We start from the raw sequence: 24,243 nt of genomic DNA, 5'->3' as shown, positions 1-24,243 counted from the left end.
GTTCAGGAGTAGCTTTCCTTGTGTCCAAATAATCCTGTATTAAGTCATCACATTTCTTCGCAATTTAATGAAGAACTGCAGGACGTAAATACCAAATTCATGACGATGGGCGGACTGGTAGAACAGCAGGTAGCTAATGCCATTCATGCCCTATTGGACACAGATGTCTCAATGGCAGTAGATGTGCAGTTTCAAGATAATGTCGTCAATCAGATGGAACGAGATATTGATGAAGCGCTGACCCTGATTCTGGCGCGCCGTCATCCTGCCGCGATTGATTTACGTATGGTGCTTGCCATGTCCAAGGCCAATACCGATCTGGAACGGATTGGCGATGAAGCCTCGAAAATAGGCCGAATTGCACAAAGCTTGTGTGAAGAGGGTAGCTCACCACGCGGTTATATGGAAACCCGGCATATTGGCAACCAGGTGCGGGTGATGATTCATGATGCACTGGATGCTTTTGCGCGTCTGGATGTAGATCAAGCTTTGAAGGTCATGTTGGCGGATGCGGATATTGACCGTGAATATCAGTCAGCCACACGTACGCTTATGACTTATATGATTGAAGACCCACGGCATATCAGTCGTGTCATCAATGTATTGTGGGTGCTGCGTTCACTCGAAAGAATTGGCGATCATGCCCGGAATATTTCGGAACAGGTGATCTATATGGTCAAAGGTTTTGATGTGCGTCATACCAGTGTTGAAGAAATTGAACAGAAAGTTCAGCGTTAAATCTTAAAAAATTAAAATAAAAAAACCTCCGTACCGGAGGTTTCTTTATTGAGATAGAGAAGCTAACTATGAGTTTCTTCCTCGGCATCATCTTCAAAAGTTTTGGCAATTTTTTCAATATTCAGGCTTTTGGCCATCGCATCAAAGATTTCCTTATACACGCCTTGCTGATGATAAAGCTGGTCGTGCTCGCCATGCTCAGCAATCGTTCCTTCTTTCATCACGTAAGTATAATCCGCATCAATAATCTGCGACAGGCTATGCGAAATGATGATCACGGTACGGCCTTGCTTGATCTGGTCCAGACTGTGTTTAATCTGTTCCGTGGCAATTGCATCTAGACTCGCCGTCGGTTCATCTAGAAAAATAATCGGTGGATTTTTCAGGAACATCCGTGCCAAGGCAATCCGTTGCTGCTGGCCGCCAGACAGCATCAAGGCATCGTTATCATAACCATCCGGTAACTGTAAAATCTGCTCATGAATCGAGGCTTTTTCTGCTGCCTCAATTACATCCTCCATTGAGGCAGTAGTTTTACCATAACGGATATTGTCAAAGATGGTGCCCTGAAAAATATGATTTTTTTGTAAGACCAGACCAATATGATCGCGTAGATATTGGGTGTCATAATCTTTCAGGTCAATGCCATCCAGTTTGATCTGACCTTGCTGTGGTTCATAAAATTTATCCAGCAAACTGATGAGGGTAGATTTTCCGGCACCCGATAAGCCCACCAAGGCGGTAATTTTATTGGGGCGAATTTCCATATCAATATCTTTCAGGGCATGGTGGCCGTTTGGATAATAAAAATTCACGCCACTCAGTTCAAATTTGCCTTGGACAATCGGTTTCTGCTGACCGCTTTGTTCAATTTCATCATCGGCCTCCAGAATTTTGAAAAAGCTTTCTGAATAGATCATGGCATCATTCACTTCATCATAAATCCGGTGCAGGGATCGAATTGGGGCAGAGACATTATTAAATAGCAGCACATGAAACATGATCATACCGATACTCATCTGGCCATCCAGCACAAAGTAGGAGGTTAAAATAATGATCAGTACAATCCCGATCTGTTCCAGAAAAGTTTTCAGGCCATCAAACAGGAAACTGGTCTGGCGGGTTTTCATCTGATTGTCGGTCAGTTCACGCTGTAAACCGAGCTGCTTTTCCGATTCAATCGATTCGCGGTTAAAAGACTTAATCACGGTAATCGAGTTGATGATACTGAGAATGCCCTGACTTTTTCTCTCCCGACCATCGCGAAGACTGCGGCGCCAGCCCCCGAGTTTTTGTGCCTGCTTATAGGTCAGCCAGAAATAGATAGGAACAATAGCAGTCGCGACCAGACCGACATACACATTGGCATAGTACATTAGCCCCAAAGCCACAATGGCACTGGTAAATAACGGTAAAATATCAATAAAGAAAATTTGCACCAGACGGGTCAGTGAGCCAATGCCACGGTCAATCCGGGTCTGTAATTTACCGGCCTGGTTATTTTCCTGATTAAAAAATTCCAGCCGATATTTTAAAAATTTTTCAATAATCCCTTGGGCCAGATCCTGAGAGACAAAAATCCGCAGTTTCTCTCCATAGAACTTCTGCCCGAACTGGACAAAGGCATTGATAATTTCTTTGCCGAGCAAAATCGCCGAAATCGTGATCAGAATATGCCAGCCTTGTTCCAGTCCTTGACCGGTTTCGAGTAGCGAATTGATGCTGTCGACCGCATATTGCAAGGTAATGGCATTGACCTGTGCGGTGAATGAGCCAATCAGGGTCAGAATCAGCGTGGCAATCACCAGCAACCGGTAAGGCTGAACAAAGGGACGAAGTTTCTGAAACAGCTGCCATAAGTTCATAAAAGGATTATTTTTATTGTGAAAGTTGAATTCAGTCTAGGCAGGAATTAGGCTAGCCACAAGCATAAATGTTGTAGTCATTTGTGAAGAGCAGTTGTAATCCTTTAGGTCGAATGTCAGTATTTTCATGTGGATACTGGATTGAATTGATATGACTCTCGATTTATTTGCACCCCAGCCGCAAGCCAATGTATTACCTTTTGATGGGGTAGTGGAGGATTATGGCCTGATTTTGGATCAGGAACAAAGCCAGCAGTATCTACAGCATTTTCTCAGTCAGCTGGCCTGGCAACATGATGAAGTGCATTTATTTGGCAAGCACCATGTCACAGGTCGCCAGGTGGTCTGGTATGGCGATGAACATTATCAGTATCGTTATTCTGGTACGCTCAAACAAGCTCAGGTATGGACACCCGGATTATTCCGTTTAAAGCAGCATATTGAAATTCTGGTCGGTCATCCCTTTAATTCCTGTCTGGCCAATTTGTATGAAGATGGTTCCCAAGGCTTGGGCTGGCATAGTGATGATGAGCCGGCGTTATATACAGGTACCTCTCGGGAAAATGTCATCGCTTCTCTAAGTCTGGGAGCTACCCGTAAAATGAGCTTTAAGCATAAAATTCACAGCGATAAAGTCGATGTGCTGTTACACAGTGGACAACTGATTGTGATGCGTGGCGCGACGCAGCAGCACTGGAAGCACAGTATCAGCAAAACCAGCAAAGTTTTAACACCGAGAATTAATCTGACTTTTCGTTATTTTTATCCTTAAGAAGCATTTTGGAGTGTAAAAAAGCACCCTAAAGGATGCTGATTTAAAAAAATTTAAAAACAGATTAAGGCGTGATTCCGGCAGGATGGCGATACCAGCTTTCAATCAACAAGGCAGCCGCAATACTGTCCGCAGAGAGTTTCTTGCCTCGACCTTGAGCTTGGTAATGATCCAGTTCATCGCGTGCTTCACGGGTGGTCAAACGTTCATCCACCATCCAGGTTTCAATATTGGTCTGATGACGTAAACGGCGGGCAAATTTTCGCGCCCGTGTCGACAGCTCCGATTCACTATCATCCATATTCAATGGTAAGCCGACCAGAAATAAATTGGGTTGATGGCTTTTCACGATTTTGAGTAGTTCATCCCAGTTGGGAATACCATCTTTCATGGGAAATAAGGGTAGGGGATTGGCACTAGCAATCAGGGATTGTCCGACCGACATTCCCATTTTTTGTGTACCAAAATCAAACGCCATAATGGTTTGTGGCGCGTTTACATCAGGCATGTCCAATCTCGGAAGATAACCAGTTGCGGTCTACCCCCATTTTTTTATAGGCAGCGTCCCAACGGTCGTTATAAGGTAAATTAAAAATCAGATCCATATCGGAATCACAAATCAGCCAGTCACCACGAGCAATTTCCTGTTCCAGCTGGTGTTTGCCCCAGCTGGCATAGCCAAGTGCAATCTGATAGCGACCAACGCCTTCATTATGCGCAATGGCATCCAGAATATCTTTCGATGTGGTAATACAGACATTCTCGCCTACGGCAATAGACGAATGCCAGGTCGGCTGACCGGTATGCAGGACAAAGCCGGCCTCAGGGCGTAATGGACCACCTTGCAATACTTCATGCGGATTGACATTGTCTGCTTCAATATCAAGATCATTCAGCAATTCTTTAATTTGAATGCCGGCAGGTCGATTGATAATGATGCCTTGCGCACCATCTTCATCATGCCGTGCGAGATAAATGACCGTCTGGGCAAAAAAATCATCATTCGCATGCGGCGGTGCAATCAGACAACGATGTGTCAGAAACTGTTTGGTCACCTGAGCAGTTCTCCTTAAAATTAATTTCTTCGCAGAGAAATCCTATGATCCTAATAGCTACGTTACTAGAGCTTCTTGGATTCACCAAATTTTATTTGTCCAGATTGTAAATATTTAAGCCTGCTGAAATTTCAGCTGACGTAACTGACGGGCATGTTGCAAGGTGGTTTCACTAATCTCTACACCACCTGTCATTCTTGCAAGCTCCTGAATTATTTCATTTTCTTCAAGATTGATAATCGTGCTGCTGGCAGGATCAGTCTGCTGTTTTTTCACCAGTAGGTGCTGATCAGATTGTGCTGCAACCTGCGCCTGATGGGTAATACACAGAATCTGTACATGTTGGGCCAGATCGGCCAGTAAACGCCCGACAATCTCTGCGGTACCACCACTGATCCCGACATCAATTTCATCAAAGACCAGCACTTCCGCTTCGGTTTTTTCCGCATTCATGACTTGCATCACCAACGCAATACGCGAAAGCTCACCACCTGATGCAACCCGGGCCAAAGGCTGTGCCGGAATGCCTTTATTGGCAGTAAAAAGTAGCTGGATAAAGCTCAGGCCTTCGCTAGATGGATGTTCCAGAGGCTCAAACTTAAACTCAAAACGTGCTTCAGGCAGTGCCAGCTGTTTGACCTGCTCAGTGAGCTGCTTGGCCAAAGGTGCTGCGGCTTCACGGCGAATCTGATCCAGATGTTGGGCTTTATCCAGAAATTCCTGATAAGACACTGCTACCTGTTCAGCCAGTGTTTCCGGATCTTCCAGTTGATGTAACTGTTCCAGTTCACTTTGCCAGGCTTCATATTCTTCTTTCAGTAATTCTGGCTGGGTACGATATTTACGTGCCAGACGATGGAAGATTTCTAAAGTTGAATTCAGTACTTCCATGCGTTCAGGATCAAAACTCTGCCGATCCATAAACTGGCGTAAATTCGCTGCTGCATCTTCAAGTTCGCTTTGAGCATTCAGTAGGGAAGTATAAATCCCGGAAAGCTGTTCACTGCGTCCGGCATGCGACTCAACCCGACGCATAATTGATGCCAGTTCCTGAGTGATATTCTGTTCAGCTTCATCCAGCACATTCAGGCTATAGACACAGTCCTGCATAATGGCTTCATGATGCGAGAGCCGATCAAATTCCTGTTCAATTTCAGGATAATCCGTCTGAACAATTTCTTCCAGTTCTTCGAGTTGCAGCTCAAGGGTTTCCAGACGCTGCTTGCGTGTCGCTTGTGCATCCAAAGCTGCCTGATGCTGGCGAATATTTTTTTGCCAAGTGCTATACGCATCACGTACTGCTTGAGCCGGCGCATAAAAATGATAATAACGATCCAGCCAGTGCTTCGGATAAGGCGGTTCCAGAAGTTGCTGCTGACTATGCTGGCTATAGAGTTGTACCAGTAAACGCCCAATTTCTTTCAGTTCAGACAGGCTGCTCGGACGTCCATTGATCCAGGCCTTGCTGCGGCCGGTAGCAAAAATCACCCGGCGTAAATGAATTTCACCTGATTCGTCATCCAGCTCATGTTCTTTTAACCATGCGGCTTCAGGACTGTGTTCCTGATAGCTGAAACTGGCAGTGACATCGGCTTTTTCTGAGCCATAACGTACATAATTGGTATCGGTTCGCTCACCCAAACAGGCAGACAATGCATCCAGTAAGAGGGATTTACCTGCACCGGTTTCACCGGTTAAAACGTTAAAACCTTTATCAATATCAATAGCAAGATGTTCAGCTAAAGCAAAATTGATCAGAGTTAAATGTGTCAGCATAAACGCATCCGGGCTGCGAAAAGTTTGATTGAAATAGCCTGATGTCGGATTGGGGTCGCAACATGGCTGTGATTATTATAAATCAGGACGAATCAATTTCATTCTATCTTAAATTTTAGCGATTTATATATGCTTATTTCACTGTATTTTCGCAAGAAGCTGACTCAGAAGTCCGTTAATGCACTGCTGATTTTCATATTTTTGACATCCCCAATCTTTAAATTAAAGACTCAATTGAGCCTGTTTTTAAAAGAGCGCGTGCAGATCGAAACTTAAGTTTATCTATCAGCAAAATACAGGCCAAAACATGCTGTAAATAGAAGGGGTTCAGGTGATACAGAATATTTGATCGACGCCGACAAACTTCGATTGATTAGTTGAGGGTGCACATTTAAACTACAGCAATCAAAATATTACAAAATGCTTTATCTGGAGAAATCGCATGTCAGCTCAGTTTGATCATGTATCTGTACTTAAAAAATCTAATGTATATTTCGGCGGGTTGTGTATTAGCCACATTGTACAATTTGAAGACGGGACCAAAAAAACTTTGGGTGTCATTCTGCCATCAGAAAATGCCTTGACCTTTGAAACACATGTTCCTGAGCGTATGGAAATTGTTTCAGGTGAATGCCGTGTTCAGATTGGCGATAGCGAAGAAAGTGAGCTGTTCCGTGCGGGGCAGTCTTTCTATGTGCCGGGCAATAGCCGTTTTAAAATCGAAACCGATGATGTGCTGGACTATGTCTGCCATTTTGAAGGTTAAGTCCAGATTCAAGATCAGTGTAAACCGGGCAAGAAATTTCAGTGCGAATCGGTTAAACTAATCAGCTATAGAAATCCTGTGAAGTCAGCTTTACGGGATTTTTCTTTTGTATATAACTAATCTAGAGGTCGTTCATGGCAAAACCTGAATATTTTTATGGCGTACATTCAGTGGAGTCATTGTTAGAGCTTGAGCCTGAACGTGTCTTGACATTATTCACTCTCAAAGGACGCGATGATCAGCGTTTAAAGCGTGTACTGGAACTGGCTGAACCGTTTGGGATCAGTGTGCAGCAAGCCAGCCGTGACAAACTGGAGAAACTGGCCGGGCAACCGTTTCATCAGGGGGTCGTAGCCGCAGTTCGTGCTCATCCAACCCTGAATGAAAAAGATCTTGAATCCTTGTTGAGTGCGAATCCTCAAGCGTTGTTATTGGCCCTCGATCATATTACCGATCCGCATAATCTCGGTGCCTGTATCCGTACAGCCGCTGCAATGGGCGTTGAGGCAGTGATTGCGCCACGTGATCGTTCTGCAACGTTAACCCCGACTGCACGTAAAGTGGCTGCAGGTGGTGCGGACAAAGTCAAATTCATTCAGGTCACCAATCTGGCGCGTACTTTGGGTCAAATCAAAGAAGATTTTAATGTTCGTGTTGTCGGAACTATGCTGGATGAAAAAGCGCTGCCGATTCAAAATTTTGATTTTACCGGTACTGGCGTCTGTATCGTGATGGGTGCGGAAGATACTGGCCTACGTCCAATTACGCAAAGCCAATGTGATCAGACCGTGTATATTCCGATGGCAGGTAATCTGCAAAGTCTGAATGTCAGTGTGGCTACAGGCATGGCGCTGTATGAAGCCTGCCGTCAACGTAACCTTTAATTGATGATGGCATTGTCAGACCGTACCCAAGGCTATGTTTTTTTAGTTGTTACCATGTGCATCTGGGGCGGTTTTACTTTAACAGCCCGCCTGAATGCGCTGTGGCAGATCAGTGCTTGGGATATTGTGGCCTTGCGTTTTTCTTTGGCCTTCCTGATTCTGATGCCGATCTTGCTTTATCGTAAAGAGGCCGCTTTTTTACTGAAAAAAGAGCCTTTTATTTTAGCTATGATTGGCGGGGTGATTTATTGCCTGTTTGCCTATAGTGCTTTTCACTACGCACCTACCGCCCATGCTGCAATTTTCTTGAATGGCTGTATTCCGATCTGTACCGCGATCATGGCTTTTTTTCTGATGGGGCAGGCTTTTGATAAACATACCTGGGCCAGCCTGATCATTATGATCGTCGTACTATGTCTCATGAGTATGCTGATGTATCGGGAAACTGGTGTAGCCTTTGGGGCAGGGGACGGGCTGTTTTTTATCAGTGCCATACTTTGGGCGATTTTTACTGTTTTATTGCGTAAATATCAGCTAACTGCATGGCAGGCAATGTGTGGTGTCGCGATCTGGTCGGCAGTGATATATGTGCCGATTTATCTGCTATTTTTACCGAAAAATTTGAGTGTGCCTGAACCCAAGCATTTACTGTTTCAGACCATTTTTCACGGCATATTTGTGGTGATTATTGCTACTTTAAGCTATGTAGAAGCCATCAAGCGTCTTGGTGCATTTAAGGCAGGCAGTATTACCAATCTTGCACCTTTTATTGCGGTAATTCTGGCTGTACCTTTATTAAATGAAACTTTAAGTCTGGCCATGGTGTGTGGCCTGATGGGTATGGCCGTCGGGGCCTTACAGCCGTGGCGCTGGTTACAGCATCAGGACAGTCTGAGCCGAAAATTAGCAGAACAAAAAAAGCAGTCTTAATCAGACTGCTTTTTTTATGCTTCAGCTGGCTGCCATGTTTAAATATTTTTGATGTAATGGTCTGAGATGAGCATAGAGATGATCCAGATGACCATCATTTAGGACAATATCATCGGCCATGGTCTGCTTTTGTTCGCGGGACATTTGGGCGGCAATGATATTGCGAATTTGTTCGATATTCTGGCCATCACGTTGTGAGGCCCGCTCAATTTGCAGTTCGATGGTGGCATCAATCAGTAAGGTATGCTGAGTGAGTTCGTGCTGATTGGTTTCAAATAAAAGTGGTGAAACCAGAATGGCATAGGGACTTTGCGCAGCATGTAGTTGCTGGATAATGGAAGTGCGAATTGCCGGATGGGTAATACTTTCCAGGGTCTTGCGTGCTTCAGGAGACTGGAAGATATATTCACGCAAGGCACGACGATTCAGTGAGCCATCGGCAAGCAGTACCCAATCGCCAAAAGCCTGCTGGATCTGGGTAAGTGCAGGCTGCCCAATTTCGACCACTTCACGCGCTACCACATCGGCATCGACTACCGTGATCCCTTGTGCTTCAAACCACTGACTGGCAGCAGACTTGCCACTGCCAATCCCGCCGGTTAATCCGAGTATAAATTTCACTTTATTGACCTAAATACACTTTCATAATCTGCTCGCCCCACAAAAAAGCAATCCAGCCGGCAATCGCGATATAGGGACCAAAGGCAAAAGGCTGATTTTCCTTGCGGACTTTCAGTAGGATAATCCCGATAATCGCACCAACCAGAGAAGACAGCAGCACAATTAAAGGCAGTAATAAAGGCCCCATCCAGGCACCCAGGGCGGCAAGCAATTTAAAATCGCCATAGCCCATACCTTCCTTGCCGGTAACGATTTTAAATGCATAATACACCACCCACAGACACAGGAAACCAATAATATAGCCCCAGATGGCAGCACCGGGTAAGGTATAAAGTGCATAACTATTTACCCCCAAACCTAGCGCGGCCAAGGGTAAAGTATAACGGTCAGGCAATAACTGGGTGTCAAAATCAATAAAAGTGAGTGCGATCAGCACATAAGTCAGGATCAGGCCAAACAGCATTTGTAGGGTAGGGCCAAATACTGCTACGACAAGGAGTGCACAAACTGCCGTCAGAATTTCAACCAAAGGATAACGGATGCTGATCGGATTCTGGCAGTTGCTACATTTTCCGCGCAGGACCAGCCAGCTAATGACGGGAATATTCTGGTACCAGCGGATTGGCTGATGACACTTGGGGCAAGCTGAAGCGGGTTTGCTTAAACTTAACTTAGTTTCATCAATCACCGGCTGTTCCGGATGCAGGAACATCTGGCAATCAGTACGCCATTCCTGTTCCATCATCTTGGGAGTGCGGTAAATCACGACATTCAGAAAGCTGCCGATACATAAACTAAAAAGCCCAACTGCGATATACAACGCCGTTGGGTTTTGAATAAAATATTGAAGAAAATCGTGCATTAAACCACAGAACCCATTTGGAAAATTGGAAGGTACATGGCAATCACCAGACCACCGACAAGCACACCGAGAACAGCCATAATGAGCGGTTCCATCATCGAGGTTAAGCCGTCAACTGCATTGTCGACTTCATTTTCATAATGTGTGGCTACTTTGTCTAGCATGGCATCTAGTGCACCAGATTCTTCACCAATCGCGACCATTTGTACTGCCATGGATGGGAATTTGTTGGTCACGCGCATGGCAAACTGTAGTTGTTGACCTGTGGCGACATCTTCACGGATTTTCATCACGGCATCTTCATACACGACGTTATTGGTAGCGCCGGCAGTGGATTCCAGTGCATCAATCAAGGGAACACCAGCTGCGAAAGTCGTGGCCAAAGTGCGGCTATAACGTGCAATAATCGCTTTATACACCAGGTCACCAAAAATCGGGGCTTTGAGTGCGGCCTTATCCAGAAAATCGCGGAATTTCTTGCTGCGTTTTTTCGCTTCAAGAAAAGCGGTAATCACGGCCCCAATGGCGATAATCAGCAGGAACCAATACTTTTGCATCCATTCCGACATATTGACCACCATTTTGGTAAAAGCCGGTAAGTCCGCACCAAATGAAGAGAATAAATCCTGGAAAACCGGGACCACTTTGACCATCAGAATGATGGTAACAATTAGGGCGACTACAACCACCGCAGCAGGATATTTCATGGCTTTTTTGATTTTTTGCTTGAGTAGTTCGCTTTTTTCTTTGTAAATCGCAACGCGATCTAGCATGGTTTCTAAAGCACCAGATTGTTCACCAGATTCGACCAGTGAACAGAATAGGTTGTCGAAATATTGTGGATATTTGCGCAGTGCTCCGGCAAAAGTATTACCGCCTTCAACCTCACCTTTAATTCCTAGTACAACTTCACGCATCGCCGGATTTTCCAGACCTTCTGCGACAATTTCAAAGCCTTGTACCAGTGGTACCCCGGCTTTCATCATGGTCGCCAACTGTCGGGTAAAAATTGTAATATCCAGTGTTGAGACTTTTTTCTTCATCAAGCCTTCAAGGATATTTTTTTTCTTTTCCCGAATGGTCTTGATGCTGATGCCTTGTTTCCGAAGGGTGACCTTGGCCAGAGCCATATTTTTTGCTGGCAATTCCCCCTTGATCTTTGCCCCTTTACGATCAATTCCTTCATAGCTGAAGATCGGCATCATCTGGCCTTTCTTTACTGCTGCCATACCTTTATCCTTATTTTAGATCAGCGCCCGATCATTCGCTGGTGACACGATTGACTTCCTGTAAAGAAGTCACCCCCTGCATCACCTTGATTAAACCTGACCGGCGTAAATTGTTAAAACCTGCACGTGCGGAAGCATCTGCAATTTCAAGTGCATTGCCGTCCTCCATAATAATTCTGGAAATTTCGGGTGTTACTTTCATAACTTCATAAATACCTACACGACCCTTATAGCCTTCACGACATTCATTGCAGCCCACCGGTTCATAAATTTGGAACTCAGGTTGCTGCAAGTCGGTTTCGGTAAAGCCCATCTCCAGTAAGCTTTGTTGCGGAATATCTGCAGGTTTCTTGCATTGTGAACACAAACGACGCGCCAACCGTTGTGCAATGACCAGGTTTACTGAAGTGGCAATATTGAAAGAGGGCACCCCCATGTTTCGTAAACGGGTCAAGGTCTCAGGCGCACTATTGGTATGCAAGGTCGACATCACCATATGACCGGTCTGCGCCGCTTTAATCGCAATCTCGGCAGTTTCCAGATCCCGGATCTCACCGACCATTACGATGTCCGGGTCTTGACGTAAGAAGGACTTCAGTGCGGCAGAGAAGGTAAGACCAACTTTATTGTTGACGTTGACTTGATTAATGCCTTGTAAGTTAATCTCGACCGGATCTTCCGCTGTCGAAATATTGGTATCTTCACGATTGAGGATATTCAGACCGGTATACAGTGAAACGGTTTTACCGGAACCTGTTGGACCAGTGATCAGGAGCATGCCTTGCGGTTTGTCCAGCGCTTGCATAAAAAGGTCTTTTTGTTCCGGTTCATAACCTAGTGCATCAATTCCCAACATCGCGCTGGAGGGATCCAGAATTCGCAGTACCAGCTTCTCACCAAACAGGGTAGGGAGAGAGTTGACACGGAAATCAATGGCTTTATTTTTAGAAAGTTTTAATTTAATACGACCATCTTGCGGTACCCGTTTTTCAGAAATGTCCATTTGCGACATGACTTTAAGACGCGAAGACAAGCGATTTGCCAGCTGTAGTGGTGGTGTTGCAATCTGGCGTAATACCCCATCTACCCGGTAACGTACCCGATAGATTTTTTCATAAGGTTCAAAATGTAAGTCTGAAGCCCCCATACGGATCGCATCAATTAGTAATTTATTAATATATTTGACAATCGGTGCTTCTTCACCCTTGTTACTGTCATCCTCTTCTTTATTCGGATCAGCAGATTCGACATCAACATCCAGATCAAAGTCTTCATCGAATTCAAAGGTACTTTCTTCGGTAAAATTCTGCTCGATCAGTTTTTCAAGTTTATTGTGTTCAACAATAATGGTTTCAATATTGAGTTTGGTGGAAAAGCGGACTGCATCAATCGCTTCGATATTGGTCGGGTTACTGGTCGCAACATATAAAATACTGGAATTTCTAAAAATCGGCAGAATGCGATGCTTGGTAATCAGCTTTTCATCAATCGCATCCCGAAGAATTTGAGCAGGATCATAGGCACTGATATCAAACAGCGGTTCGCCAAATTCGACTGAAATCGTTTCAGCAATGACGGTTGGAGAAAGTTGCTGCTGGTTAATTAACTCAGCCACAATATCGATTTTTTCTTGTTTGGCATGCGCTAATGCACTGCGCATATCTTCAGCCGAGATGACGCCTTCCTCGACCAAACGACGAATAAATCCGGTAAATCTTGGCGACCCCTGTAATGCTGTCATGCTATAAATGCCTACTCATCAAATTCTTTTAATTGCTATACTAAAATTATACGTTTGTTACGTAAAAATACCATAGCCAAGAGTGCTGCTAGCTTCCTCATCTCCAGTAAAAGCATGAACTGGTTGGAAGAAGTCCCCATTTTTTTAAGTGATAACAAAAAATAACCATTTTGGATAGTCTAAACTGAGAAGGAGTGATAAGAAAACTATTCTTTTAATTTTCCAATTCCGTGTAGAATGTGCCCAATTCAAAATATGTAAATGAAATAGGTTAATTATGTCGGTTTCGACGATTACCCCTTGGGTGATAGGTAACTGGAAAATGAATCCGGTGCAGGCAGATGCATTGAGCTTGGTGCGTGGTATTAAGAATTTGCTGGAAACTGCGCCAATTGCCGAAGATCAATGTCATTTAGGTGTGGCACCGATTGCCATTGCCTTAAGCCAGATTCAGGCAGAGCTGTCATCTGCGGTTCGTCCGATTTATACCGTAGCACAAGATGTTTCACGTATTTCTGGAACAGGTCCCTACACTGGTGAAGTCAGTGCTGAATTGTTGGCCGATAGTCAAATTCACTATGTACTAGTGGGTCATTCTGAACGCCGTGAAATATTTGCGGAAAATGCTGATATTTTAAATGCGAAAATCAAGAATGCCTTAAGTGCCGGTTTGACCGTGATTTATTGCGTTGGTGAAAGCCTGGAACAACGTGAAGCAGGGCAGGCAGAAGCTGTAGTGCTACAACAGATTTGTGATATTGCTGCTGTGGTTGAAGCTGAGCAATGGAAAAATATCGTGATTGCCTATGAACCGATCTGGGCAATTGGAACTGGTAAAACTGCTTCTCCTGAAGATGCACAGGCCATGCATGCACAAATCCGTCAAGGTTTAAGCCAGATCACTGGTTATGGCGCGACGATGGCGATTTTATATGGTGGTAGTGTCAAGCCGGAAAATGCAGTAGAGTTAGCAGCCTGCCCAGATATCAACGGGGCATTGGTCGGTGGTGCATCACTCAATGCTGAGTCGTTCCATAAAATTGCTCATGCATTTGCAAATACACAATAATTAGGAGTTCAGCATGCAAACTTTTGTGCTGGTAGTACATATTATCTTAGCTGTTTTGATGATTGTCTTGATTTTGGTTCAGCATGGTAAAGGTGCAGATGCTGGTGCCTCTTTCGGTGGCGGTGGTGCAGCGACAGTATTCGGAGCATCGGGTTCGGGTAATTTCATGACCCGTTTGACTGCAATTTTTACTGCACTGTTTTTCGTAACCAGTCTGACTTTGGCGATTTTAGCCAAGCAACAAACCTCGAATGCCTATAGTTTGGGATCGGTTCAGTCTGCGCCGACCACACCTGTACAATCGAATGAAACTTCACCAACTGCACCAGAAACGACCGAATAGTTTTAATTAATCCTTTCTTTTTTTCAGTGATACGACTAGAATGCGTCACAGCTGCGGTGGTGGTGGAATTGGTAGACACGCTACCTTGAGGTGGTAGTGCTTTCGGGCGTGGGGGTTCAAGTCCCCCCTTCCGCACCAACTTATAATCCAGAAATTTAAGTTGGTGTATGCAGCTGAAAAAACTTCTGTTGATGCGGGATGGAGCAGTCTGGTAGCTCGTCGGGCTCATAACCCGAAGGTCGTTGGTTCAAATCCAGCTCCCGCTACCAATCAATCCTTTTTAAAGGCGCAAACTTTCAAGAGGCAGCTTAAACAGGTTTTAAGTTGAGAAAATTAATTTGCATGTTGTTGCGGGATGGAGCAGTCTGGTAGCTCGTCGGGCTCATAACCCGAAGGTCGTTGGTTCAAATCCAGCTCCCGCTACCAATCTTTTAAAGATGCAAACTTTAAAAGCAGTTTAAGTTTTTTAAACTGAATGTTATTTGTACGCTGATGCGGGATGGAGCAGTCTGGTAGCTCGTCGGGCTCATAACCCGAAGGTCGTTGGTTCAAATCCAGCTCCCGCTACCACTTTTTCAGCGACAGATGACAAATATGCAGAATGATGTGGTTTTGATTGAAAAGTTCTCATCTTTTGTATATAATTTTTGCACGTTGATGCGGGATGGAGCAGTCTGGTAGCTCGTCGGGCTCATAACCCGAAGGTCGTTGGTTCAAATCCAGCTCCCGCTACCAAGTTTCTAAAAAGAGGCTCACAACAAGGTGGGCCTTTTTGCACAGTGGGATTTGAAAAAATCTTAAATTGTGCATTAATTGGGGCGATTTACGCCCTTTTTTATTGGCTATCGTGTAGTGTCGACATTATTTGGTCAAATCTCCATGTTTCACTACTACTATAGTTTGTATTGGTTTGTAGTGGTCAAATAGATCATAAAATCGCACCAGATGACGAGAGTAAATGAAGCTATCAAATAAAACTCAAGCACTTCAGGACTTGATTGCACCAGCAGTTGAAGCCTGTAATGTAAACCTTTGGGGGATTGAATTCCTGCCACAGGGTAAATGTTCGTTATTACGTATCTACATCGACAAGCCAGTCGATGAGAGCGTTGCACCAGCAATCAATGAAGATGGTGAAGAAGAGCAGGGGCGTGGTATTGGCGTTCAGGATTGTGTGCGTGTCACGCAGCAAGTGGGTGCAATGCTGGATGTTCATGATCCGATCTCGGGTGAATATTCACTTGAAGTATCTTCGCCAGGCTGGGACCGTCCATTCTTCCAGCTCGAGCAGATGTCAGGCTATATCGGTCATACCGTAGCACTACGTTTGATCAGTGCGGTAGATAACCGTCGTAAATTCCAGGCCAAACTGGTTGCTGTCGATCTTGAAAATGAAATGATTCAGGTTGAAGTAGAAAAGCAACAGGTATTGGAGATCGACAGTCACAATATCGATAAAGCAAATTTGGTCTTCCAAGATTAATTTAATAAATAAAAATTTAACGAATAGGTGACGTATGGCACGTGAAATTCTGACCGTCGTTGAAACGGTTAGTAACGAAAAAGGTGTACCTCGTGAAGCGATCTTTGAAGCGCTTGAGCAAGCTTTAGTTGCTGCGACAAAGAAAAAATTCTACGAAGGAACACATTCGGAAGAAGCACGTTTACGTGTGGAAATCGATCGTAAAACAGGTGACTATCGTACTTTCCGTCAGTGGGAAGTGGTTGCAGACGAAGACCATGAAATGCCAGCTTGTCAGGATGCCATCTCTGATGTTGATCCGGCAAAATGGTCGATTGGCGACATTCGTGAGCTTGAAGTTGAATCGATTGACTTCGGTCGTATTGCAGCGCAAATTGCCAAGCAAGTGATCGTACAGAAGATCCGTGAAGCAGAACGTGCACTCGTAGCCGATGCTTACGAATCTAAAGTCGGCGAGCTGATCTACGGTGAAGTGAAAAAACAAACCAAAGACGGCTTTATCATTGACCTAGGTGACAATGCTGAAGCGTATCTTGCTCGCGAAGAAATGATTCCGAAAGAAATCCTTCGTCCGAAGCAACGCGTGAATGCGATTCTATTCAATGTCAACCGTGAAGGTCGTGGTGCGCAGTTACAACTGTCACGTGCTAAACCGGATATGCTGATTGCATTGATGAAGAAAGAAATCCCTGAGATTTCTGAAGAAATTATTGAAATTAAAGCGGCGGCTCGCCAACCAGGCGTTCGTGCTAAAATTGCAGTGAAAACCAATGACCACCGTATTGACCCGGTGGGTGCTTGTATTGGTATGCGTGGTACCCGTATTCAAGCTGTACAGCAAGAGCTCAATGGCGAGCGTATTGATGTGGTAGTTTGGTCGGATGATCCTGCGCAATATATCGCAAGTGCATTGGAACCAGCAGATGTATCGAGTATTGTCATCGATGAAGATGCACGTACTGCAGATATCATTTTCGCAACCAGCGATCAGTTGGCACGTGCGATTGGTTCACAAGGTCAGAACGTTCGTCTGGCATCTGAATTGACTGGCTACAAGCTGGACATGATGCTGGAAGAGGAATACTACGCCCGTCAACAAAACGAAGCGCAACAATATTTAGACATGTTTGTTACCCGTCTGGATATCGCGGAAGATTTGGCGATGGCATTGGTAGAAATGGGCTTCACCTCGCTTGAAGAAATTGCTTATGTTCCTGCAGAAACGTTTGATGAAATCGAACTGGATGCGGAACTGGTTGAACTACTGCAAAGCCGTGCGAAAGAAATTGCACTTGCTGATGCATTACAACAGCAAGAGAACATACAAGCGCCAAGTGAAGAACTTGTTGCAATGGAAGGCATGACAGTAGAGATCGCGCAAGCGCTAGCAGCTCGTGGTGTGGTAACAGTGGATGATTTAGCAGATCAGGCGACTGACGATATCGAAGATATTGAAGGTTTGGGTGCTGAGAAAGCAGGTCAACTCATTATGAAAGCGCGCGAATCATGGTTTAACTAGGAGGTAGTATATGACGGACAAGTCGATTAAAGAGTTAGCCCTCAATGTGGGTAGTCCAGTTGAGAAGCTCCTAGAGCAGGTTCGTGAGGCAGGTTTACCACAGCGTAAAGCTGACGATATTATTACCACCGAACAACAAGATAGCTTGATGAGCCATGTGAAAAAGTCACAGGGTTCAGAAAGCCAAGCAGGGCAAATCACGTTGAAACGTAAAACGACTAGTACGGCTAAAGTAGCCAGTACTTCAGGTAAGGCGAAAACGATTAATGTAGAAGTTCGCAAGAAGCATACATTTGTTAAGCCGGATCCAGAGCAGATCAAAGCAGAAGCATTGGCGAAAGCCAAGGCTGAGCAACAGGCCAAAGCTGCGCCTGAGCAGAATACAGCACAAGCTGCTTCTGCTGAAGCTCCAAAAACTGGCGTAAATAACGCGAATAAAGCTCTAGAAGCGATGCGTGCTGCTGCAAAGCAAACCAGCGACAAGCAAGAAGTTTCTAAAGCTGCAGTTGTGGTAAAACGCAAATCAACCAACAAGCCGATTGTGAAGCAAGTTGTTAAACCAACTGAAACCGCTGAACAGAAAAAGGCACGTGAAGCAGAAGCAGCAAAATTAAAAGCTGTTGAAGAAGCAGCACGTCGTAAAGCGGCTGAAGAAGCGCAGCAACGTACGCTTGAACAAATGCGTCAAATGGCGTCTAAGTACACCGCGGAAGATACTGCTGCAACGATTCGTGTTGTTGATGATTCTCCTCTGGCTGCCGGTCTTGTTGGTCAGGCATATGAAGACTCATTTGCGAAAGAAGACCGCGAAATCAAACGTGGTACGAATACGCCGAGCGCGCGTGCACCGAAAAAAGGTGGTCGTCGTGGTCAGGAAGAGCAAAGCTTCAGCAAACAGCCTAAGCGCGGTTTAAAAACCAGTCAAGGCAACAAGCACGGCTTCGAAAAACCTGTGAAAAAACAGGTTTACGATGTTGAAATCGGTGAAACGATTGTCGTTGCTGACTTAGCTGCGAAAATGGCAGTTAAGGTTCGTGAAGTGATTAAATCACTCATGAAAATGGGTGAATTGGTTACTCAGAACCAGGCGATTGATCAAGAAATTGCTGCACTTGTTGTGGAAGAAATGGGCCATAATCCGGTACTGGTTTCTGATACACAAGCTGAAGATAACTTGCTTGAAGCAGCTGAAGAAGCACGTGGTGCGCAATCTACGCGTGCGCCTGTTGTTACCATTATGGGTCACGTTGACCATGGTAAAACATCGCTGCTTGACCGTATTCGTCGTGCAAAAGTGGCTGCTGGCGAAGCGGGCGGTATCACACAGCATATCGGTGCTTACCATGTAACTACTGATAAAGGTATGATTACATTCCTTGATACTCCGGGACACGCAGCATTTACTGCAATGCGTTCACGTGGTGCGAAAGCAACAGATATCGTGGTTCTGGTTGTTGCAGCAGATGATGGTGTAATGCCACAAACTGCAGAAGCAATTGACCATGCACGTGCTGCAGGTACACCAATCATTGTTGCAATCAACAAGATGGATAAAGAATCTGCTGATCCAGATCGCGTATTGAATGAATTGACTGTGAAAGAAATCGTGCCAGAACAATGGGGTGGTGACGTTCCAGTGGCAATGGTTTCTGCACATACTGGTCAAGGCATTGATGAACTTCTTGATATTATTTCGATTCAAGCTGAACTTCTAGAGCTTAAGGCATCTGAAGAAGGTGCTGCACAAGGTGTCGTAATTGAAGCACGCGTAGATAACAGCCGTGGTGCAGTAACATCTATTCTGGTTCAAAACGGTACATTGAAAGTAGGTGATCTTGTTCTTGCCGGTTCATCTTATGGTCGCGTTCGTGCGATGACGGATGAAAATGGTCAGCGTATCAAATCTGCAGGTCCTTCGATTCCAGTGGAAATTCTGGGTCTTCCAGAAGCGCCAATGGCAGGTGACGAAGTTCTTGTGGTCAGCGATGAGAAGAAAGCACGTGAAGTTGCCGATGCGCGTATGGATCGTGAACGTCAAAAACGTCTTGAGCGTCAATCTGCAATGCGTCTTGAAAACATCATGGCGTCTATGGGCAAGAAAGATGTGCCTATCGTAAATGTTGTGTTGAAAACTGACGTACGCGGTACCTTGGAAGCCTTGCATGTAGCACTTGCTGAGCTTGCGACTGATGAAGTTAAAGTACGTATCATCGGTTCTGGTGTAGGTGCGATCACTGAGTCTGACGTGACACTGGCTGAATCTTCAGAAGCAGTTCTACTCGGCTTTAACGTACGTGCGGACAACGCTGCGCGTCAAAAAGCAGATGCAGACAGTATCGACATTCGTTACTACTCAATCATCTATCAATTGATTGATGATGTGAAAGCAGCAATGAGCGGTAAGCTTGCACCAGAACATCGTGAAACGATTCTGGGTGTTGCACAAGTACGTGAAGTATTCCACTCAAGTAAGTTTGGTGCGGCTGCGGGCTGTATGGTACTTGAAGGCGTATTGCATCGTAACAAACCGATTCGCGTATTACGTGATGATGTGGTTGTGTTCCAGGGCGAGCTTGAATCTCTTCGTCGCTACAAAGAGGTGGTTGAAGAAGTTCGTGCCGGTATGGAATGTGGTCTTGCGGTGAAAGGCTATAAAGACATCAAAGCACTTGATAAGATCGAAGTGTACGATGTTCAACTGATTAAACGGAGTCTTTAATGGCGGGTAGTCAACGTCTGAAGCGTATGGCGGATACAGTACAACGCGAGTTGTCAGAACTGATCCGTCAGGAGCTGAAAGATCCACGCTTAGGTGGTCTCGTGACCATCTCTGCGGTGAAGGTGAGCCCAGACCTGGGATATGCGGAAGTTTATGTCACTGTGATGGGACGTGAACTTGGCGATGAGCAAAGCCAAGAAGCCAATAAAGAAACTTTGGATGTGTTGAACAAAGCATCTGGTTTCTTGCGCCATGAGCTGAGTCGTCGTATCAAAACCCGTATTACGCCTCGTCTACGTTTCCATTATGATAAGACCAATGCATATGGTAACTATATGTTTGGTCTGATCGCTGAAGCAGTGAAGGACTTACCTGAAGCTGAAGCAAAAAAAGATGATGAATAAGTCTTAGGACTAAAAAAGCTACCTTCGGGTGGCTTTTTTTATCTCTAGATTTTTTTAGATTTAAAAGAACTTGAATTGCTTGCTCAATTAATCGAAATCATCATTACGATTGATTTTCTTTTCATAAAAGGTACGACGGCGTGAGCGCTGCCAAGGCAGAGGGCGTTCCAGCGTTTCCGGAACCTCGCCACTCAAAGAGCGTAAACGCAAATGTAATGCAGCCTGTGCCATCAGATTGGCAGATACCGGTGCGGTAATGAAGGCGAACAGGGTGATGAGCACTTCAGCAAAACCGAAACGGCCATATATGGCCGAGAACAGAATTGAGGCCATCAAAAAGCTGCCCAGGCCCAAAGTACTGGATTTGGTCGGGGCGTGCAGACGCATAAACAGATCGGGCAGACGGACCATACCGATCCCGCCGACCAACATAAAGAAAGCACCAATCAATAAAAAAATCGACACCAGTATTTCTAAAATTAAGGACATTTAAAAACTCCTAGTCGATCACATGGCCAGTGGTGAAATAACGTGCCAAGGCTGTAGTCGAAACAAAGCCAAGCATCGCAACCAGTAAGGCCCCTTCAAACAGGAAGCTGCTACTCCAGTAAATCCCTAAAATGACAATCAGACAGGTGGCATTCAGGAACAGGGTGTCGAGTGCCAACAGACGATCCACGATAGAAGGGCCAGTGATGAGTCGGATCAGGCAGAGTAACATCGAGACAGTGATAGCACCTAGGCAAATCATTAATGCATAAGGCAGAATAGTCATGCTTTTTCTCCTGTCTGTGCGCTGAAAATTTCAATCAGAGGCTGTTCGTAGCGCTGTTTGATTGTTTCGATTTCTGCTGCTTCATCCTCTGTGCTTAAGGCATGAACCAGAATATCACCACGATCCTGATCAATGCCTGCAGATACTGTACCGGGCGTTGTGGTAATGATCATTGCCAGCAAGGCATTGACTTCCTCATGCTCGGTTTCCAAAGGCACGCGAAACCATTTTGGATGCAGGTTCTTGGTTGGACCAAGTACCAGTTTTGCGACTTTAATATTGGCTACTACAATATCCCAAACCACGACAAAGAAAAGGCGCACGGCAGGAGCCCACTGGATATTCGGGGTATAGTCAATAAAAGGTGCAACCATTTTCGGAATGACAATCGCCAGAACCAGCGCGAAAAGCAATGTTCCAGCTTCCAGATTATGTGCCAGTAGAATCCAGCTTAGCCCAACGATCACAGAAACTAGCGGATGCGGGAACCAACGTTGCAGGAATGATACAGCCATTAAGGTCCCTCCACCGGTTTAAGTTGATTATCATCATATCTGTTTTGTTCAACATACTGCTGATCAATCTGGCGTTGCTTGAATTCAGAAATATTTTCACCTTCCAGAGTGGCTTCCGAAATCGTATAAGGAACCAGATGTGCATTCGGATCGACTGTCTCACCACCGTACTTGGTTTCAGGTAAATAGCTTGGATCAAAAGGTTGCACACTAATAAACTGGCCTTCTGCATCGCGTTTTAACAAGGCAGCTTCATAAACCGGATTATTTTTAATCTGTTCCGCAGTCTGATAATTATATTGATAGATCGGTCCGGCAAACACCACATAGGCAGTCAGGCCAGCAAGCAATAGATAGATTACACGATCATTACGTGCCGGTGCCTTACTTGGTAAAGCTTCATATTTGTGAAAATCTTCAGAATTAAGGTCATCCTCAGGTCTGGTCGAACGCCAGAACAGCACGAAACCAACCCTGGTAAAGGCCAGAATACTGAGGAAGCTTACCAATAAAATGGTCAGGATAATAATCATCTGATAGTCTGAATTGGCAGAAGCCTGCAAAATAAAGACTTTACCGAAGAAACCACTAAACGGTGGCAGGCCTGCCATCATCAAGGCAATGATGAAATAGACAATCGAAACCAGCTTGTTCTGTTTCATCAGTGGCGCGATTTTAAAATGATCCTTAAATTCGCCGCGCTGTGAGGTAATCCAGCCTGACAGGATATAAAAGGCTGCGCCAATCAGGGTACTGTGCACCATATAATACAATGCACCGGCCCAGGCTGCAGTCGTATTCATACCGATTGCTACCAGAATTGTTCCGACTGAAGACAGCACCATAAAGCCGATAAAACGGCGCAGACGTTCTGTGCCGATTGCACAAATCACGCCATAAACCGACGTAATCAGACCAATCACCAGCAGGCAATTCATCAGAATCTGGTGGCTGTATTCATCATCAAAAACAGTTCCATTAATCCGTAAAATTGCATACACCCCGACTTTGGTCATAATGGTAAAGAGTGCTGCCACAGGTGTGGTGGCTACGGCATAGGTTTTGGGTAACCAGAAGCCGAGCGGTAACATCGCTGCTTTAATTCCAAACACGACAAACAGCATTAATCCACCAGCAACCGCCAGCTTGTGCTGATCTTCAGCGAGGGTAGGCATCAAGCGGGCCACATCTGCCATATTCAGACTGCCGACACTGCCATAAATCATCCCGAGTCCAATCAGGAACAGGGCAGAAGCAAACAGGTTGATGGTGACGTAATGGATTCCCAGCTGGAAACGGGCCTTGCCTTGTCCATGTAGCAGTAGTACATAGGATGCCATCAACAATATTTCAAAAAACACGAACAGGTTAAACAGGTCACCGGTCAGGAAGGCACCGGTCAAACCCATGAGCAGGAAATGCACCATGGCATGGAAATAACGCCCACGCATATCCCATTCTTTACTGGCATACCAGAGCACCGGCACTGCAAGGGCATAGGTCAAAACCAGCATCATCGCAGAGAGCTGATCGAGAACCAGTACAATACCAAAAGGTGCGACCCATTCGCCCAGCGTATAAACATTGATCTGACCCTGACTACTGTCTACTAAATAGCTGACAGCAATGATCAGGCCCAAGATACTCGAGACATAGCTGATACCCCGACGCCAGGGCTGACGCCAGTCCGTCGCCAGAGAGCCTGAACCCGGGTTGCCTAAAAGAACCAGGACAAAAGCGGTAAAGGGCGGTAAAAGAATACTGAAAATAGGGGTATGTTGATTCCAGAAATTGAGAAGATCAGTCATTAAGGCTCATCCTCGCGCGGGTCAAGATTTGGTATTTCTTCTTTGGAGTCAACGTGGTCTGTTCCTGATTCGTAGCGGCTACGCAATGCCAGTTGGACAATAAAGGCAGTGGTGGCAAAGCCAATCACGATGGCTGTCAGCACCAGTGCCTGAGGAAGGGGATCGGTCACTTTCGAGGCTTCAGTCAATACTGCAGGCGAATTCATCTGAATTCGGCCCATGGCAAATAAAAACAGGTTGACTGCATAACCAATCATGGCGAGACCCAACACCACCGGGAAGGTACGGGCACGCAGGATCAGATAAATGCCTGTGGCTGTCAGCAGGCCAATCGCAGAGGCTAATAAAAATTCTAAACTGATCATTCTA

The 24,243-nt window shown here is 45.3% G+C and carries 24 protein-coding genes and 5 tRNA genes; 16 read left to right on the top strand and 13 right to left on the bottom strand.

From position 1 onward, the window contains the following. Positions 1–18: 18 nt before the first annotated feature. A complete protein-coding gene (gene phoU / locus I6L24_RS02600; RefSeq protein WP_004281079.1) occupies positions 19–738 on the top strand; it encodes a phosphate signaling complex protein PhoU in 720 nt (239 codons plus the stop codon). A 62-nt stretch (positions 739–800) separates the two neighbouring features. Here the strand turns inward: phoU and I6L24_RS02595 are convergent, their stop codons facing one another. After that, positions 801–2,603 (bottom strand): ABC transporter ATP-binding protein, encoded by a 1,803-nt coding sequence (locus tag I6L24_RS02595; protein ID WP_004281080.1) that lies wholly within the window; start codon positions 2,601–2,603, stop codon positions 801–803. Between the two features lie 151 nt (positions 2,604–2,754). Between I6L24_RS02595 and I6L24_RS02590 the strand changes: the two genes are divergently transcribed. Beyond that, positions 2,755–3,375: an alpha-ketoglutarate-dependent dioxygenase AlkB family protein gene (locus I6L24_RS02590; protein ID WP_004281082.1), complete on the top strand. Its 621-nt coding sequence runs from the start codon at positions 2,755–2,757 to the stop codon at positions 3,373–3,375. Between the two features lie 64 nt (positions 3,376–3,439). Here the strand turns inward: I6L24_RS02590 and ruvX are convergent, their stop codons facing one another. From ruvX to recN, 3 genes are all read right to left on the bottom strand, one after another. Further along, positions 3,440–3,883 carry a Holliday junction resolvase RuvX gene (gene ruvX, locus I6L24_RS02585; RefSeq protein WP_004281083.1) on the bottom strand — a complete coding sequence of 148 codons (444 nt, stop codon included), beginning with the start codon at positions 3,881–3,883 and terminating at the stop codon, positions 3,440–3,442. Beyond that, on the bottom strand, positions 3,876–4,430 hold the full coding sequence (locus I6L24_RS02580; RefSeq protein ID WP_004281085.1) for a YqgE/AlgH family protein: 555 nt from the start codon (positions 4,428–4,430) through the stop codon (positions 3,876–3,878). The genes ruvX and I6L24_RS02580 overlap by 8 nt, the downstream gene beginning before the upstream one ends. Positions 4,431–4,544: 114 nt before the next feature. Further along, positions 4,545–6,206 (bottom strand): DNA repair protein RecN, encoded by a 1,662-nt coding sequence (gene recN, locus I6L24_RS02575; RefSeq protein ID WP_004644925.1) that lies wholly within the window; start codon positions 6,204–6,206, stop codon positions 4,545–4,547. 442 nt (positions 6,207–6,648) lie between these two features. On the opposite strand from recN, the gene ppnP reads away from it, so the two are divergent. The 3 genes from ppnP to I6L24_RS02560 all read left to right on the top strand — a co-directional run bounded on the left by ppnP (position 6,649) and on the right by I6L24_RS02560 (position 8,786). After that, positions 6,649–6,972: a pyrimidine/purine nucleoside phosphorylase gene (gene ppnP, locus I6L24_RS02570; protein ID WP_004281089.1), complete on the top strand. Its 324-nt coding sequence runs from the start codon at positions 6,649–6,651 to the stop codon at positions 6,970–6,972. Between the two features lie 134 nt (positions 6,973–7,106). Then, positions 7,107–7,856: a 23S rRNA (guanosine(2251)-2'-O)-methyltransferase RlmB gene (gene rlmB, locus I6L24_RS02565; protein ID WP_004281091.1), complete on the top strand. Its 750-nt coding sequence runs from the start codon at positions 7,107–7,109 to the stop codon at positions 7,854–7,856. Positions 7,857–7,862: 6 nt separating this feature from the next. After that, a complete protein-coding gene (locus tag I6L24_RS02560; protein ID WP_410550518.1) occupies positions 7,863–8,786 on the top strand; it encodes a DMT family transporter in 924 nt (307 codons plus the stop codon). Between the two features lie 21 nt (positions 8,787–8,807). Here I6L24_RS02560 and coaE read toward each other — a convergent pair whose 3' ends face one another. Genes coaE through pilB form a run of 4 tightly spaced genes read right to left on the bottom strand, consistent with a single transcriptional unit; the run spans position 8,808 to position 13,239 of the window. Beyond that, on the bottom strand, positions 8,808–9,407 hold the full coding sequence (gene coaE / locus I6L24_RS02555) for a dephospho-CoA kinase (RefSeq protein ID WP_004281093.1): 600 nt from the start codon (positions 9,405–9,407) through the stop codon (positions 8,808–8,810). A 1-nt stretch (position 9,408) separates the two neighbouring features. After that, positions 9,409–10,269 (bottom strand): prepilin peptidase, encoded by an 861-nt coding sequence (locus tag I6L24_RS02550; RefSeq protein ID WP_004281094.1) that lies wholly within the window; start codon positions 10,267–10,269, stop codon positions 9,409–9,411. Further along, complete coding sequence (locus I6L24_RS02545) at positions 10,269–11,498, bottom strand: type II secretion system F family protein (RefSeq protein WP_004281096.1); 1,230 nt, start codon at positions 11,496–11,498, stop codon at positions 10,269–10,271. The genes I6L24_RS02550 and I6L24_RS02545 overlap by 1 nt, the downstream gene beginning before the upstream one ends. Positions 11,499–11,529: 31 nt before the next feature. Continuing rightward, positions 11,530–13,239 carry a type IV-A pilus assembly ATPase PilB gene (gene pilB, locus I6L24_RS02540; protein ID WP_004281098.1) on the bottom strand — a complete coding sequence of 570 codons (1,710 nt, stop codon included), beginning with the start codon at positions 13,237–13,239 and terminating at the stop codon, positions 11,530–11,532. 277 nt (positions 13,240–13,516) lie between these two features. On the opposite strand from pilB, the gene tpiA reads away from it, so the two are divergent. The 11 genes from tpiA (at position 13,517) to I6L24_RS02485 (ending at position 20,776) form a co-directional block, all read left to right on the top strand. Beyond that, positions 13,517–14,308, top strand: a complete 792-nt coding sequence (gene tpiA, locus I6L24_RS02535; RefSeq protein ID WP_004281100.1) for a triose-phosphate isomerase — start codon at positions 13,517–13,519, stop codon at positions 14,306–14,308. A 13-nt stretch (positions 14,309–14,321) separates the two neighbouring features. Next, positions 14,322–14,651, top strand: a complete 330-nt coding sequence (gene secG, locus I6L24_RS02530; RefSeq protein WP_004281101.1) for a preprotein translocase subunit SecG — start codon at positions 14,322–14,324, stop codon at positions 14,649–14,651. Between the two features lie 53 nt (positions 14,652–14,704). Next, positions 14,705–14,789 (top strand) — tRNA-Leu (locus I6L24_RS02525). Positions 14,790–14,843: 54 nt separating this feature from the next. Continuing rightward, positions 14,844–14,920: transfer RNA gene (locus tag I6L24_RS02520), tRNA-Met, on the top strand. Positions 14,921–15,000: 80 nt separating this feature from the next. Next, a tRNA-Met gene (locus tag I6L24_RS02515) sits at positions 15,001–15,077 on the top strand. Between the two features lie 67 nt (positions 15,078–15,144). Next, a tRNA-Met gene (locus I6L24_RS02510) sits at positions 15,145–15,221 on the top strand. An 88-nt stretch (positions 15,222–15,309) separates the two neighbouring features. Further along, positions 15,310–15,386: transfer RNA gene (locus tag I6L24_RS02505), tRNA-Met, on the top strand. Positions 15,387–15,609: 223 nt separating this feature from the next. Then, complete coding sequence (gene rimP, locus I6L24_RS02500) at positions 15,610–16,134, top strand: ribosome maturation factor RimP (RefSeq protein ID WP_004281103.1); 525 nt, start codon at positions 15,610–15,612, stop codon at positions 16,132–16,134. 34 nt (positions 16,135–16,168) lie between these two features. Beyond that, on the top strand, positions 16,169–17,653 hold the full coding sequence (gene nusA / locus I6L24_RS02495) for a transcription termination factor NusA (RefSeq protein ID WP_004281105.1): 1,485 nt from the start codon (positions 16,169–16,171) through the stop codon (positions 17,651–17,653). Between the two features lie 10 nt (positions 17,654–17,663). Then, a complete protein-coding gene (infB, locus tag I6L24_RS02490) occupies positions 17,664–20,372 on the top strand; it encodes a translation initiation factor IF-2 (RefSeq protein WP_004281106.1) in 2,709 nt (902 codons plus the stop codon). Further along, positions 20,372–20,776, top strand: coding sequence for a ribosome-binding factor A (locus I6L24_RS02485; protein WP_004281108.1), 405 nt, complete (start codon positions 20,372–20,374; stop codon positions 20,774–20,776). Before infB ends, I6L24_RS02485 begins: the two co-directional genes overlap by 1 nt. A gap of 87 nt (positions 20,777–20,863) precedes the next feature. Here I6L24_RS02485 and I6L24_RS02480 read toward each other — a convergent pair whose 3' ends face one another. The 5 genes from I6L24_RS02480 to I6L24_RS02460 are packed head-to-tail and all read right to left on the bottom strand — an operon-like array spanning position 20,864 to position 24,239. Further along, on the bottom strand, positions 20,864–21,265 hold the full coding sequence (locus I6L24_RS02480; protein ID WP_004281110.1) for a Na+/H+ antiporter subunit G: 402 nt from the start codon (positions 21,263–21,265) through the stop codon (positions 20,864–20,866). 10 nt (positions 21,266–21,275) lie between these two features. Next, on the bottom strand, positions 21,276–21,551 hold the full coding sequence (locus tag I6L24_RS02475; RefSeq protein WP_004281111.1) for a monovalent cation/H+ antiporter subunit F: 276 nt from the start codon (positions 21,549–21,551) through the stop codon (positions 21,276–21,278). Further along, a complete protein-coding gene (locus tag I6L24_RS02470; protein WP_004281112.1) occupies positions 21,548–22,066 on the bottom strand; it encodes a Na+/H+ antiporter subunit E in 519 nt (172 codons plus the stop codon). The genes I6L24_RS02475 and I6L24_RS02470 overlap by 4 nt, the downstream gene beginning before the upstream one ends. Next, the gene (locus I6L24_RS02465) at positions 22,066–23,874 is read right to left on the bottom strand and encodes a monovalent cation/H+ antiporter subunit D (RefSeq protein ID WP_216986387.1); all 1,809 of its coding nucleotides are present in this window, start codon (positions 23,872–23,874) and stop codon (positions 22,066–22,068) included. The genes I6L24_RS02470 and I6L24_RS02465 overlap by 1 nt, the downstream gene beginning before the upstream one ends. Next, entirely contained in the window at positions 23,874–24,239 is a 366-nt protein-coding gene (locus I6L24_RS02460) for a Na+/H+ antiporter subunit C (protein WP_004281114.1), read from the bottom strand. The genes I6L24_RS02465 and I6L24_RS02460 overlap by 1 nt, the downstream gene beginning before the upstream one ends. Positions 24,240–24,243 lie beyond the last annotated feature (4 nt).

Source organism: Acinetobacter lwoffii, assembly GCF_019048525.1.
Taxonomy (GTDB): Bacteria; Pseudomonadota; Gammaproteobacteria; order Pseudomonadales; family Moraxellaceae; genus Acinetobacter; species Acinetobacter lwoffii_K.
This window is presented reverse-complemented; position numbering and strand designations above follow the sequence as displayed.